This window comes from Bacteroides sp. FSHCM14E1 (assembly GCF_019633785.1).
GTDB classification, from domain to species: Bacteria; Bacteroidota; Bacteroidia; order Bacteroidales; family Bacteroidaceae; genus Bacteroides; species Bacteroides hominis.
The window spans coordinates 500,851-515,543 of record NZ_JADKYL010000001.1; the positions used below are offsets into that span (position 1 = coordinate 500,851).

10 protein-coding genes are annotated in these 14,693 nt (G+C 39.5%); 7 read left to right on the forward strand and 3 right to left on the reverse strand.

Annotation, left to right across the window (positions count from 1 at the left end):
* Positions 1-121: 121 nt before the first annotated feature.
* From ISX59_RS02165 to ISX59_RS02180, 4 genes are read left to right on the forward strand one after another with little or no spacing between them, the layout of a single operon-like run.
* The gene (locus tag ISX59_RS02165; protein ID WP_220575607.1) at positions 122-2,350 is read left to right on the forward strand and encodes an ABC transporter permease; all 2,229 of its coding nucleotides are present in this window, start codon (positions 122-124) and stop codon (positions 2,348-2,350) included.
* Between the two features lie 24 nt (positions 2,351-2,374).
* Positions 2,375-4,705: an ABC transporter permease gene (locus ISX59_RS02170; protein ID WP_220575608.1), complete on the forward strand. Its 2,331-nt coding sequence runs from the start codon at positions 2,375-2,377 to the stop codon at positions 4,703-4,705.
* A 25-nt stretch (positions 4,706-4,730) separates the two neighbouring features.
* Positions 4,731-5,405, forward strand: coding sequence for an ABC transporter ATP-binding protein (locus ISX59_RS02175; RefSeq protein WP_005777825.1), 675 nt, complete (start codon positions 4,731-4,733; stop codon positions 5,403-5,405).
* Between the two features lie 11 nt (positions 5,406-5,416).
* Positions 5,417-7,759, forward strand: coding sequence for an ABC transporter permease (locus tag ISX59_RS02180; RefSeq protein WP_220575609.1), 2,343 nt, complete (start codon positions 5,417-5,419; stop codon positions 7,757-7,759).
* 137 nt (positions 7,760-7,896) lie between these two features.
* On the opposite strand, the gene ISX59_RS02185 is transcribed toward ISX59_RS02180, so the two are convergent.
* Positions 7,897-9,081, reverse strand: a complete 1,185-nt coding sequence (locus ISX59_RS02185) for an aminotransferase class I/II-fold pyridoxal phosphate-dependent enzyme (RefSeq protein ID WP_005777827.1) — start codon at positions 9,079-9,081, stop codon at positions 7,897-7,899.
* Positions 9,082-9,300: 219 nt separating this feature from the next.
* Between ISX59_RS02185 and ISX59_RS02190 the strand changes: the two genes are divergently transcribed.
* The 3 genes from ISX59_RS02190 (at position 9,301) to ISX59_RS02200 (ending at position 12,584) form a co-directional block, all read left to right on the forward strand.
* The gene (locus ISX59_RS02190) at positions 9,301-10,359 is read left to right on the forward strand and encodes a diacylglycerol kinase family protein (protein WP_005806223.1); all 1,059 of its coding nucleotides are present in this window, start codon (positions 9,301-9,303) and stop codon (positions 10,357-10,359) included.
* Between the two features lie 83 nt (positions 10,360-10,442).
* Positions 10,443-12,200 (forward strand): aspartate--tRNA ligase, encoded by a 1,758-nt coding sequence (aspS, locus tag ISX59_RS02195; RefSeq protein WP_220575610.1) that lies wholly within the window; start codon positions 10,443-10,445, stop codon positions 12,198-12,200.
* A complete protein-coding gene (locus ISX59_RS02200) occupies positions 12,201-12,584 on the forward strand; it encodes a GtrA family protein (RefSeq protein WP_122142123.1) in 384 nt (127 codons plus the stop codon).
* Between the two features lie 82 nt (positions 12,585-12,666).
* On the opposite strand, the gene ISX59_RS02205 is transcribed toward ISX59_RS02200, so the two are convergent.
* Positions 12,667-13,551, reverse strand: a complete 885-nt coding sequence (locus ISX59_RS02205) for a carbon-nitrogen hydrolase (RefSeq protein WP_044299425.1) — start codon at positions 13,549-13,551, stop codon at positions 12,667-12,669.
* Between the two features lie 12 nt (positions 13,552-13,563).
* Positions 13,564-14,679 carry an agmatine deiminase family protein gene (locus ISX59_RS02210; RefSeq protein ID WP_220575611.1) on the reverse strand — a complete coding sequence of 372 codons (1,116 nt, stop codon included), beginning with the start codon at positions 14,677-14,679 and terminating at the stop codon, positions 13,564-13,566.
* Positions 14,680-14,693: the final 14 nt, after the last annotated feature.

A 14,693-nucleotide genomic window follows, 5' to 3' on the forward strand; every position in this document is an offset into this window, starting at 1 on the left:
ACACTGTTTTTGAATGAGCAATAGATGTAATATACATGAATACAGTACTATACAAGTTTGGCACATTTATTGAATCTATAATAACAATAAAAGACATAAAAACAAATAATGCAAACGAATTATGATATTACATTATATAAAAGCTACATTCAGACAATTGATAAAACACAAAACGCAGACTATCATTTCTATATTGGGAATCACTTGCGGATTGCTTTGCTTCAGTGTTTGCAATTATTATAATCGTATTTTCAGTACTGGCAATAAAGATTTAGCAACTTATGAACGTCAGGCTGAAATATGGATAGAGGGAAATGCATACCAAGTAAATATTCCAATACAAGACTTTGAAAAAAAAATCGGAAAAGAAAACTTTGAAGCAGTTGCTTTTTATTTCAACGCTAATGCCAAGATTACTTTGGATGAAACCATTTATTATAAGATAAGCAAAACTGAATGCAATGCCGATTATTTCAAAGTATTTCCTGCCAAGTGTGTGAACGGGTCATTACAACAGTTTGGAATATCATATAATGAGGCAGTAGTAACTACTGATTTTGTGAGAGAATTCTGTGGTAATAAATCTCCGTTGGGAAAGAGCATACTAACTGAAAATGGAAGAAACTATACGATTATTGCCGTCATAGAGCCTTATCCGGCAGGGATGAACAACTACCACAATCAGTATGATGTTTTTCTCCCGTTAGCAGAAAACGCTTCATTTGGAGCACACAAAATCTTATTAAAACATGCAGAAGATGCCGAACGGCTCTCTCAATATCTACAAAAGTTGGAACTTTTTCCAAAATTCCCGGAATGGGTACCTCAAATAGTATTAGAAAGCAAAATGGAGCACAAGTCCGGTGCCGAATTATGGATTGCATTTCTTGGGATATTGGTTTTATTGGTAGGTATGATCAACTATTTCTCGTTCAGCATAGGAACATTTGCCAATCGCTGCAAAGAAATCAGTCTACGTAGTACATTAGGAGCTACTTATTCAGGACAATTCATGCTACTTTTCCTTGAACAAGCTGTCGTTATCCTGATTAGTGGAATAATCACCTTAGCTGTCACCGAAAGTTTCCTACCCTGGTTTATAAGTACGTTTTCGTATGAGATGCAAAAAGAATTGTATATTGATACCTATCGGCTCTGGAAATACGAATGCCAATACTTGATTGGGATACTGTCAATCAGTGCCTTAGTCTCTCTTCTTTCATCATGGTATATTACGCGTAAAACTGCGGCGCAAGGTTTAAAGGGGGGAACTGCTACCGGTCAGCGTCACATCATAAGAAACTCTTTATTGGGTTTCCAACTTTTCTTCTCCCTTTTATTCGTCATTGGAACAGTCAGTATTTGGATGCAGATGCAGGAGTATAACCGAATAGCCAATCCGTACTTGAGTGCTAAAGAAAAGAAAGAAATCATGGTATTGGATATTAGAGGATATAACCGTATCGAAGAGAACCGGCAGGAACTTATAAGTTTTCTCCGTTCACGCCACTGGAACGAAAAAATGGCATATAGTAACAGAGATTATGCTCAGGATTATGGGTTCACAGAACTTATTTACGTTTCAGACGAATATTTTGAATTGATGAATATAGATTGTAAACACCAGGCAGGGGAACCATTTTGTTATGTAAACGAACAGCTATATCAGACTTTACAGACAGATTCTACTCCGGAAATCTATCGTTATCAAAACAAAATATATCCAGTGAAAGGTTTGGTACATATAGGTTGTGACTCACCAAGCGCAAAGCTACTCGCTATTTTGCCCATTTCTGCAATGAACAATGAAATTGGAAAAATTTATATCCAATTAGCCTCCAATGTTTCTCACAAAGATATAGAAGCAGAGATGGCCGGGGAGATAAATCAATATTTGCCGCAAAACGAACCTTTTGAGTTCATCAGCTTATATAAAGAACAAATCGGTCTGAGGAGTATCTCACTTATATGGCTATTCATTGTTTGCTCCTCTATTTGCCTACTGATTACGATGTTAGGAATTTATGGTGCAATCAGTATTGACACCGTACGCAGACAAAAAGAGGTGGCTATCCGTAAAATTAATGGTGCACGCCTGTTGAATATTTATTGGTTATTTGGGAAAACCTACCTGATTTTATTCTTAATATCTTCTATTTTAGGGAGTTTGAGCAGTTTGTTTATCATGATTACAGGTAGCCAACATAAAATCATTCTATTTGATTACGCTAACCCATGGCTTTGGATATATTCTCTTTTGCTCTTAATAATAATTATAGCAGGTACTGTTAGCTGGCAAATATACCATATTGCACGAACTAACCCGGCAGAAGTTATTAAAAACGAATAAAAACAAATTACACTATACACCATTATGATACTACATCATTTAAAAATAGCCATTCGCAGTCTCTTGAAGTACAAGACTCACTGCTTGATCTCAGCCATTTGCCTTTCGGTAGGTATGACCTGTTTCTGTATTGTGCATTTCTACATTAGTGAAATAGATGGCGCCACTCGTCGTCTGCCCAATTTTGAACAAAGAATCGGACTCCGGATCATGAACCCCAACAATAAGGAAGACAGGGCATGGGGATGGTTTCTCACCCCTTCCCAAATCAAAACATTAACAGATCATCCTATACCCGGAATCAAACAGCTCAGCTGCCGATCCTTTGAAAGTCAAGCTGAAGTCGTCTTTATCAATCAAGAACAGGAGGAAAAGCCCTATATTGTATCTTATATAAGTACAGACCCCAACTTCTTCCCGCATTATCAAGCGTCATTCTTATACGGGAATACACTTCCTGTTGAACCTGACGAGGTTGTGTTATCCGAAAGTTGTGCCCGCAAAGTTTATGGAGAAAAGAATCCGGTCGGTACTCTGCTGAAAATAGTACAATTCAAAGAAGAAGAAAAGAAAAAAGACATTTATTACAAAGTCGTTAACGTAGTAAAAGAGTTGCCGAAAGTACTCCGTGTACAAGCCGATATCTATTTCTCTTATCGCAGAGACGATGCCCAGCAAAATGGATTTATTATGGAAGGAGTGTTAGACACTCCTGACGGACTTGATAAAGCAAATGAAAGCTTAAAAGGAGTCCCTTTTCTGCATCGTGGAGAAATGACATATCTTGTTGCCTCCAAAGAAGCCGATTCATATCAAGAGCCACAACGCCTCATTGCTATGGCATTCATCACTTTCTTATCTTCCTTAATTTTGTTATCAGGCATGATTAACTTTTTAAAGTTTATCATACAATCTTTCTATAACCGAAACCGTGAACTGGCATTGCGCAAAAGTATGGGAGCAACTGCCCGAAGTTTGTTCGGACTATTGTTTACGGAAGTTTTCTGGATGCTTACCTTCTCTTTACTTCTTTCTTTGGTATTGTCTGAATGTGTAAGTGGTCTTCTTGTATATTACATTCCGCCAAAAGAAATGATTCCAATAGATATACAAACGTTATACTCTATCCAATTCCAAGTATATTTAGGTTTACTCATAATTTGTGCAATCATTATTCTCTTTCCAGTCAGACGACTTCAAAGATCCGGACTTGCAAGCAATATTACGGGGAAAAGTCATAAACATATTTTCCGCAATATCATGATGTGCATACAACTATGTGTGTGTATTTTCTTCTTGGGAACAGCCATTGCCGTTCATTTATTCAATAAGGAGGATAACCGTCTATACCTTCCTTTATCCGACCAAGAAACAGGCCGTACTTTCTGTCTTCAAATGAATAGCGTTACACTCTATAAAAACAAAGATGCTATCCTCTCACAAATAAAGATGTTACCCGGAGTGGAAGAAACAAGCGCAGCTTTGATGACCGGCTCATTCAACTCTTTCTTGACCAGCAGCTATGAGTCTGCGGATCATCGTACACTTACCATCAATGTCCGGCAAGGTGATCCCAGCTATTTCCAGTTCTTCCGGATTCCATTTCAAGGGGAAACTGTTGATGCTGATGCAAGTAAAGTGGTCTATATCAGCGAAGCTTTCCGGCAACAACTGGACAAAGATTCTATCAGCGGAAACGTGAAATTAGGAGAGGAGAGCTACCGGATTTTAGGAACCTATAAAGCCTGCTACGGGGAAAATCTTTCCGAATATAACCAATACCACATATCCGTATTTTTCCCCACCAAAGAAATATCAGTCATATACATTCGTTTTCGAAATGACATTGCCTTTTCTAAAGCGAAAGCACAAATAGAGAAGGTATGCCGTAACTATGTACCAGAATCACTGGCATTAGACATAGAGCCCTTGGACGTAAGAAAAAGTACGACTCAGGGAATTAGGGACATGATGGGTGATATTTCACTGTTACTTGCTATCATTAGTATATTGCTCGTGGTGTTAAGTGTGTATTCTGCGATCTCCATGGATACCGTTAATCGGCAAAAAGAAGTAGCCATTCGTAAAATTAACGGTGCTACACCTAAAGTGATCGCTTTCATGTTTGGAAGAGTCTACATCATCCAATTCATACTGGCCTATATGATCACTTATCCATTGTTACGGCTACTGATCATTGATATGACCAAAAGTTCTCCAATCAGCAGTGTCAGCGGATTTGCCTGGGGCATTTACCTGTTCATTGTAATAGGTTTGCTTATCTTTGTAACAACGGCATACAAAATATACAGAGTGATGCACCTCAACCCGGCCGATATCATTAAAAATGAATAATATAAACCAATAAAAAATTACCATTATGATTAAAACAGTAAACTTACAGAAAATCTTCAAAACCGAAGAAGTAGAAACCTGGGCGTTAAACAATGTCAGTGTAGAAGTGAAAGAAGGCGAGTTTGTAGCCATTATGGGACCATCCGGTTGCGGAAAATCCACTTTGCTCAATATTTTAGGTCTGCTTGATAATCCTACAGGAGGCGAATATTATCTGAATGGAAAAGAAGTATCCAAGTATACGGAATCGCAACGTACCAATCTCCGCAAAGGAGTTATCGGTTTCGTATTCCAGAGTTTCAATCTGATCGACGAGCTGAATGTATACGAGAATATTGAACTGCCATTACTTTACATGGGTATTCCCGCTTCTGAACGTAAACAACGGGTGGAAAAAGCAATGGAACGCATGGCCATCACTCACCGCAGCAAACATTTCCCCCAACAACTCTCAGGAGGTCAGCAACAACGTGTTGCCATAGCACGTGCAGTCGTTGCTAACCCGAAGTTGATTCTTGCCGATGAACCTACCGGTAACCTTGACTCCAAGAATGGTAAAGAAGTGATGGGACTGCTGAATGAACTTAATAAAGAAGGAACTACCATCGTCATGGTGACACACTCCCAACATGATGCAGGATTTGCTGACCGAGTGATTAATCTATTTGATGGTCAGGTAGTAACAGAAGTAAGTATTTAACTTTAAACAGAATGCAATATCCGGTTATACTGAAACTTATTTTAAGGAGTTGGTGGCGAAATAAACTATTCGCCTCCATCTCCTTATTGAGCTTAGCGATTGGCATTACATGCACTATCTTGCTGATATCATTCGTTACTTATGAGTACACTATAGAATCTTCCAATCCAAGAAAAGAAGATATTTTCCGGCTAACACAAAATGTTCCGGTTATGCAAAAGCAGAAACAAGGGACCTTTGTTTATGGAGGCAGTGTTCCAGACATTGTATCCCAATTCCCGGAAATTGAAAGCTATCTGCGAATGAATGAACTTCAAACGTCAGGTATTCGGGTCGGAAATGAAAAATTCGACAAACAAACAATAGTTAAAGCAGATAGTTCACTACTTCATTTTTTCCCTTTTGAAACAGTATATGGTAATTTGCCTGAAGTATTATCTCACCCCGGTCAAGTAGCCATCAGCGAGAAATTAGCTCGTCTTTATTTCGGAAATGAGAATTATGAAAATCGTACGATTACACTGGAATTGCCCGATACCATTTATACGGTACAAGTAACTGCGATATTCAGACATTATCCACAAGCCATGTTACAAGCTGATATCCTTACCTCGTTGCCAGATCCCGAGCAGGGAAGCTCTTGTATGATTCTCCTGAAAAAAGAAGTCCAGTCAGCCTCATTTCGTCAACGATTTGAAGAAACAGGACTGCCTACTTTGATGGGAAAAGGAAATTATCAGTTGTTAGGTTTGCAAGATTCTTATTTCAATACAGACCTCTCTGATACTTCCCAAACTATGGAACATAGAGAAATTACATTACTCAGCATAGGGTTGTTATCTGCTTTGTTAATATTATCCATAGCCTGTTTTAATTATGTCAATCTTAGTTTTTCACGATTGCTGAAACAGGTTAGAATGCTCCATGTAGAAACATTAATGGGAGCTACCCGTCAATATATACACAAGCAACTATTTGCCGATACTTTTTTGACTGTCATGCTTGCGTTCTTGCTGTCTGTACTGTTGATAAATGATCTTTTACCGGCATTCAACTCTCTTGTAGCAGCACATTTAACATTCGGTTTCATATTTTCGGGGAAGGTATTGCCATTATTAGCTTTGTTTATTATAATCTTATCTGTCATTCCCGCACTTTACATGAGCAGGAAGATGTATTCTCTGTCAGAAAGTAATTACCGCCTGTTCTTTATTGGTGAAAAAAAGAAGCGCATAGTCTCTATACTGATTATACTCCAGTTCATAATATCTATTGCCTTAATGACAACTTTCTTAATTATACGTTCACAATTAAATATGATAGAGAATGAAGGAAAGCGTTATGAAAATATAATTGAACTTGGAGATGGACAGCAACTATCATTACTCCCAATATATAATGATTTAAAAAGTCTACCTGGAATAAAAAGTGCGATTACTACCCGCGGGAACATTTTTGAACCCTGGAGCATGGCAGTACCTGTGAGCCAGGAAGGAGAGGAAGAAACACTGGTCATGGTTAATTTGTACAATGAAAGCCCGAAGTTTCAGGAACTATATGACATGACTTTACTTCATCCGGAACGTACTAAAGAACTAATAGCCCAAACCGCTATACCGGTTATTGTCAATGAATCCTTCCAACATCATTTTGTACCCGCAGGAGAAGACCCCATTAGTCAGCCACTGAACAAATACAACAAGAATAATACTCAGCAAGGAGCTATTATTGTAGGAGTAATCAAAGACTTTAAACTGACCTCTTTTAATCAACCGGTAGCCCCATTGCAAATGATCTTGCAAGAAGTCCCCGAGAACCAATGTTATTATATATCTTTAAAGATCGATCCGGACCAACGAATTGAAACCTTACAAAAGATACGACAACTATGGGAGACACATTTCCCTAATCGTTCTTTTACCGGTACAGATTTGTACATGAAATACTTGTCATTCAATCAAGAAGTAACTAATTTCTCTCAATTATTATTGGTATACTCAATCATAAGCTTATTCTTGACAGCTTTTGGTCTGTTCGGCATAGCATGGTACGCATCCGAACAACGCACTCGGGAGATAGGAATTCGTAAAGTGAACGGTGCTTCCACCTGGCAAATCGTTTGGTTACTTAATCGTCCATTCTTATGTTATATCTTAATTGCATTTATCATCGCAACTCCCATTGTATATACACTAATGTTGCACTGGATAGAGCAATTCGCTTATAGAGCCCCCATTGGATTAAAAGTTTTTATCCTTCCTCTATTGATAACTTTAGTCATGACAATATGCACTGTTAGCTTTAACAGTTGGCGGGTTGCAAAGTCCAATCCAATAGATGCAATTAAAGAATAGATAATGTCATGGGATACCCCTGATAAGGATAAGGTTATTGATAACGTAAACTATAAATGGAAACAAAGGAGCCTTAAATGAAAAAGGGATTATGTCAAACAACATAATCCCTTTCGTATATTTATTCCTTATCTTATTTATAAAAGATCAAGTGCCTTGAAACATTTCACCAACTTACCGATAGCAAAGTCAATCTGTTCTTTGGAATGTGTAGCCATTAATGAGAAACGAATCAACGTATCGTTCGGAGAACATGCGGGAGGAACTACCGGATTTACAAATACGCCCTCGTCAAATAACATTTTGGTTACCATAAATGTCTTCTCCATATCACGTACATATAGCGGAATAATAGGAGTGGAGGTGTGCCCGATTTCGAAACCAAGCTCACGGAAACACTTTAAAGAGTAATTGGTAATGTCCCATAAGTGTTCGATACGTTCTGGTTCGTTTTTCATAATCTGGAGTGCGGCACGAGCAGCGGCAGTGGCAGCAGGCGTATTACTTGCACTGAAGATATACGAACGGGAATTATGACGCAAATAATTAATAATGGATTCATCAGCAGCTATAAAACCACCGATAGCAGCCAATGACTTACTGAATGTACCCATGATAAGATCCACTTCTTTAGTCAACCCGAAATGATCACAAGTACCACGTCCGTTATTGCCCAGAACTCCCAAGCCGTGTGCTTCGTCTACCATGATATTGGCATCATATTTCTTAGACAAACGAACGATCTCAGGCAAATTGGCTATATCACCTTCCATACTGAATACTCCATCTACTACAATCAGTTTCACTGCATCCGGACGACACTTCTGCAACTCCTTCTCAAGAGATTCCATGTCGTTGTGCTTAAACTTAAGGATGGTAGAAAAAGAGAGGCGACGCCCTTCAACAATAGAAGCGTGGTCAAGTTCGTCACAGATCACATAATCTTCACGACCTGTCACACACGAAACTACACCCAAATTTACCTGAAATCCTGTGGAATAAATGATAGCATCTTCTTTACCAACAAATTCGGCCAGTTCTTTCTCCAATTGAAGATGAAGGTCAAGTGTACCGTTCAGAAAACGCGATCCGGCACAACCCGTACCGTATTTGCGGGTAGCTTCAACAGCAGCCTCAATTACTTTCGGATGATTAGTCAGGCCTAAGTATGAGTTCGAGCCAAACATTAACACCTTTCTGCCACTCATTATCACCTCTGTGTTCTGTTCACTTTCGATACAACGAAAGTATGGATATACGCCTTTAGCCTTTATCTGCTGAGGGAGGTCGTATTTAGCTAACTTCTCTTGTAATAATCCCATGAATAGTTATTTATATAATTCGCTTATTGACTATCTTATTTATAATAGTCTAAATCCTTTTTCCTTAACAAGTGTTTAAAACAGGGGGCAAAGATAACAAAATATGTTTTTAGCTGTTCTTTTTCTATGAAAAAATATACTCTTTATAGTTTTAGAAAGCTGGGAAAGGGCAAAAATTAAGATATTTATATTACTTTTGTCGACCACAACATATAAATGATGGAACCAACTTGCATGATCGAAAATAAGAAAAAAATAATATTCATCGTTAATCCAATTTCGGGTACACAAAGTAAGGAACTTGTTCTGAGTCTACTGGATGAGAAGATAGATAAGGATAAGTATACTTGGGAAATTGTGTATACCGAAAGAGCCGGACATGCAATCGAAATAGCAGCAGATGCGGCAGATAGCCACACAGATATAGTAGTGGCTGTAGGAGGCGATGGAACAATCAATGAGATTGCCCGTTCGCTGGTACATACCAATACGGCATTGGGCATCATTCCTTGCGGCTCCGGAAACGGATTGGCACGACATCTTCAAATTTCGATGGATCCGCGTAAAGCACTTGAGATTTTGAATGACGGATTAGTTGATATTATAGATTATGGAAAAATAAATGGTACAGACTTTTTTTGCACCTGCGGAGTAGGATTTGATGCTTTTGTCAGTCTGAAATTTGCCAATGCGGGTAAACGCGGACTCCTGACTTATCTGGAAAAAACTCTGCAAGAAAGCCTGAAGTATCAACCAGAAACCTATGAACTGGAAACAGAAGACGGTACTTCCAGATACAAAGCCTTCCTGATAGCTTGCGGCAATGCTTCACAATATGGAAATAATGCTTATATAGCTCCACAAGCTACGTTGACAGACGGTTTGTTAGACGTAACCATTCTTGAACCATTTACCGTACTGGATGTTCCGGCACTGGCTTTCCAACTCTTCAATAAAACAATTGACCAGAACAGCCGAATTAAAACCTTCCGTTGCAAGAAATTGTGCATCCACCGCAGTTCACCGGGAGTAGTCCATTTTGATGGTGATCCGATGCAGGCTGATGAAGATATCAAGATAGAGCTGATTCAGAAAGGATTACGAGTCGTTGTACCTACCGATAAAAAAAAAGATAATTCCAACGTACTGCAAAAAGCACAAGAATATGTGAATGGTATCAAGCTGATGAATGAAGCCATCGTAGAAGACATAGCACATAAAAACAAAGTTATTTTGAAAAAAAATAAGCAGCTGATACAAAAGCTTACTAAAAAATAGCCCTTTAGAAATAGTACAGAATCCGAATTAATATGTACTTTTGCAGACTACTTTAACAAAAATATAAAAATAATATATTAAATATGTTCAGAACGCACACGTGCGGAGAATTAAGAATCTCCGATGTTAATAAACAAGTCAAGCTGTCGGGATGGGTACAGCGCAGCCGTAAAATGGGAGGTATGACTTTTGTTGACCTTCGTGATCGCTACGGTATCACTCAATTAGTATTTAATGAAGAAATAGACGCTGAGCTTTGCGAACGTGCCAACAAGCTGGGTCGTGAATACGTTATTCAGATTGTCGGAACCGTTAACGAACGCTTTAGTAAGAACGGAAATATTCCGACCGGTGATATTGAAATTATCGTTTCGGAACTGAATATCTTGAATTCAGCCATTACTCCTCCTTTTACCATTGAAGATAACACAGATGGTGGTGACGATATCCGCATGAAATACCGTTATCTGGACTTACGTCGTAACGCTGTCCGTTCAAATCTGGAGTTACGTCATAAAATGACAATAGAAGTGCGTAGTTATCTTGATAAACTGGGCTTTTTGGAAGTAGAAACTCCGGTATTGATCGGTTCAACACCGGAAGGAGCCCGTGATTTTGTTGTACCTTCCCGCATGAATCCGGGGCAATTCTACGCATTGCCACAATCTCCACAGACCTTGAAACAATTGTTGATGGTTTCCGGTTTCGATCGTTATTTCCAGATTGCCAAATGTTTCCGTGATGAAGACCTGCGTGCCGACCGACAGCCGGAGTTCACTCAAATAGACTGTGAAATGAGCTTCGTAGAACAAGAAGATGTAATCGTTACATTTGAAGGAATGGCTAAACACCTGTTTAAGGTTATTCGTAATATTGAACTGACAGAACCATTCCCGCGCATGCCTTGGAGTGAAGCAATGAAACTGTATGGTAGCGACAAACCGGATATTCGTTTCGGTATGGAATTCGTTGAATTAATGGATATCCTGAAAGGACACGGTTTCTCTGTATTTGATAATGCTACATATATTGGTGGTATTTGTGCCGAAGGTGCAGCCAGCTATACTCGTAAACAACTGGACGCCTTGACTGAATTTGTGAAAAAACCGCAAATTGGTGCAAAAGGCATGGTATACGCCCGTATTGAAGCCGACGGTACTGTAAAATCAAGTGTAGATAAATTCTATACGCAAGAAGTATTACAGCAATTGAAAGAAGCTTTTGGCGCTAAACCAGGCGATTTAATTCTGATTTTATCGGGAGATGATGCCATGAAAACTCGTAAGCAACTCTGCGAACTGCGTCTGGAAATGGGTAATCAATTGGGATTACGTGATAAAAACACATTCGCGTGCTTATGGGTAGTAGACTTTCCTCTATTCGAATGGAGTGAAGAAGAAGGTCGTCTAATGGCTATGCACCATCCGTTTACTTCGCCCAAACCGGAAGATATCCATCTGTTGGATACAGATCCTGCAGCTGTACGCGCCAATGCTTACGATATGGTAATCAACGGTGTAGAAGTAGGAGGAGGATCAATCCGTATCCACGACAGCCAGTTACAGAATAAAATGTTCGAACTACTCGGATTTACTCCGGAACGTGCACAAGAACAATTTGGCTTCTTGATGAACGCCTTCAAATTCGGTGCGCCTCCTCACGGTGGTTTGGCTTACGGATTGGACCGTTGGGTATCTCTTTTTGCCGGACTCGACTCAATCCGTGATTGCATCGCATTCCCGAAAAATAATTCAGGCCGTGATGTTATGTTGGATGCTCCTGCAGCACTTGATCCGTCACAACTGGAAGAACTGAATCTGATTGTAGATATTAAGGAGTAAGTGAAAGAGTCAGTACGCATTTTTCGATTTGCCGTAATTGGTACGCTCAATGCATTAATCACAGCCTTTGTTATTTGGCTGATGATGGATGAATTGTCATACGATTACATTCCGGCTAACATTACAGCGTACATAGTAGCCCAGATACATAATTTTATCTGGAGCAAATATTGGATCTTTCCGATTGAAGATAAAAAGAATAATATCTGGAAGCAGATATTATTCTTTTGTTCAGCTTTCGGATTGGCATATAGTGCCCAGTTCCTGTTTTTAGTTACATTGGTAGAATGTGGGGATGTAAATGAGTATCTGGCACAATTCCTGGGATTATTTATCTACGGAACAGTAAACTTCATCGTCAATAAGAAACTTACATTTAGATAAAAACTATTTTAAAATATTCAATAAAAAGTCCCGCAGAGTCTATAATCTGCGGGACTTTTTATATTTACAGAAACGCAAGACTTCAATCGATAAAACGTTTCGTCAGGTTACCATATTCATCTATACGTCGGTCACGAAGGAAAGGCCACCAGCGACGTACATTTTCCGAGCGTTCAAGATCTACTTCAACAACTATATTTTCGGGACGTTCATTTCCTGCCTGCGCCAGATATTCACCTTGAGGACCAACAACAAAACTATTCCCCCAAAACAAAATACCATTGGTCTGCCCTGACGGATCGGATTCGTGGCCTACACGATTTACAGAAATCACCGGAAGGCCATTGGCCACCGCATGTGCGCGCTGAGAAATAATCCAAGCATTGAGCTGACGGACTTTCTCATCATCTGTATCTGAACTTTCCCAACCGATAGCAGTAGGATAAATCAAGATTTCAGCTCCTTTCAATGCCATCAGACGGGCAGCTTCGGGATACCATTGATCCCAGCAAACCAATATTCCCAATTTACCCAAAGAAGTCTGTATCGGTTCAAAACCAATATCTCCCGGAGTAAAATAAAACTTTTCGTAATAGGCCGGATCATCAGGTATATGCATTTTACGATATTTCCCGGCAATGCTTCCATCCCGATCGAAAACAACGGCTGTATTATGATATAATCCCGGAGCACGTTTCTCAAATAAAGAAGTAACAAGCACTATCCGGTTAGTTGCCGCCAGTTCGGAATAGAATCCTGTAGAAGGTCCCGGAATCGGTTCCGCCAATTCAAATAGATCAGTATTTTCAGTTTGGCAAAAATACAATGAATTATGAAGTTCCTGAAGAACGACGAGTTGTGCGCCATGAGCGGCACAAGCTTCAATGCTTTTAGCCAGATTCATCAGATTCATCCTAATATCTGACGTATTGGCCTGTTGAATGATTCCTACTTTTATTTTTCTCATACTCAAATTTTATTATTTAATGACTCCCATCGGATATTGCATTGTTACGCAATGTAATGACCCGTGTTGTTTAATGAGTGCACGACAATCAATGCCCACCACTTCATATGCCGGAAAAGCTTCACGAAGCACTGTTCTTGCCAGTTCATCATTTTCCGGCTGATTATAAGTGGGATAGAGCACAGAATCGTTCAAAATCAGAAAATTAGCATACGTTGCAGGCAGTCTTTCTCCAGATACTTCTATTTTATCCGCCATAGGTAATGCCATTAAACGATAAGGATCACCAGATGCCGTACGGAATGTTTTCAACTGTTCTTCCATTTTATAAAGCTCCTCATAATGTTCATCTTTGGGATCGGAACACTTCACATATGCAATTGTATCCGGAGAACAAAACCTGGCTAATGTGTCTATATGACTATCCGTATCATCTCCGGCCAGATAACCATGATCCAACCACAACACCCTTTGCAAATGAAATACTCTGCAAAGGTGTTCCTCTATGTCAACCCGGTTCATCGGTGCATTACGATGCGGAGACAATAAACATTCGGAAGTAGTTAGCAATGTCCCCATACCATCACTTTCAATAGAACCACCTTCAAGCACAAAGTCCAGACAATCTTTATATTGCCCTTTCAGAACTCCAGCCTCTACAGCCTTACGGGTTATCTGATTATCTAAACCGGCTTCGAACTTTTTTCCCCAACCATTGAAAGTAAAGTCCAGCAAACATGCTCCATTCGTATCCATCAGAGTGATGGCCCCATGATCACGTGCCCAAGTGTCATTCGTTTCGCACTCCAGAAAACGTACATTGTTCATATTCACTACTCCGGCTATCTGATTCTTTACCGCCTCCGGACAGGGAGTAACAATAAGCAAAAGCTCACGCTTGGCAATTTCACGAGCTATGTTGATAAAACATTCCTGAACCTCAGAAAGCATATATGCCCAGTCTGTTTCAGCATGCGGCCATGTTAATTGCACACCACTTTGCAAAAACCATTCCGCAGGCAGAAAAGGAGCCAACATCTCTACCTGATCATCGACAGTTAAACCAAAGTTCAGTTGCAAATCTTTCTCTGAACCTCCTGAAGTAGGAAGACCGACTATTATTCCCATTATATTTTAGTTTT

Excerpts from the sequence above, each read along its gene's own strand:
- ISX59_RS02165 (WP_220575607.1), top strand. The coding sequence starts at position 122 with ATGATATTACATTATATAAAAGCTACATTCAGACAATTGATAAAACAC.
- ISX59_RS02170 (WP_220575608.1), top strand. The coding sequence starts at position 2,375 with ATGATACTACATCATTTAAAAATAGCCATTCGCAGTCTCTTGAAGTAC.
- ISX59_RS02175 (WP_005777825.1), top strand. The coding sequence starts at position 4,731 with ATGATTAAAACAGTAAACTTACAGAAAATCTTCAAAACCGAAGAAGTA.
- ISX59_RS02180 (WP_220575609.1), top strand. The coding sequence starts at position 5,417 with ATGCAATATCCGGTTATACTGAAACTTATTTTAAGGAGTTGGTGGCGA.
- ISX59_RS02185 (WP_005777827.1), bottom strand. The coding sequence starts at position 9,081 with ATGGGATTATTACAAGAGAAGTTAGCTAAATACGACCTCCCTCAGCAG.
- ISX59_RS02190 (WP_005806223.1), top strand. The coding sequence starts at position 9,301 with ATGGAACCAACTTGCATGATCGAAAATAAGAAAAAAATAATATTCATC.
- aspS (WP_220575610.1), top strand. The coding sequence starts at position 10,443 with ATGTTCAGAACGCACACGTGCGGAGAATTAAGAATCTCCGATGTTAAT.
- ISX59_RS02205 (WP_044299425.1), bottom strand. The coding sequence starts at position 13,551 with ATGAGAAAAATAAAAGTAGGAATCATTCAACAGGCCAATACGTCAGAT.
- ISX59_RS02210 (WP_220575611.1), bottom strand. The coding sequence starts at position 14,679 with ATGGGAATAATAGTCGGTCTTCCTACTTCAGGAGGTTCAGAGAAAGAT.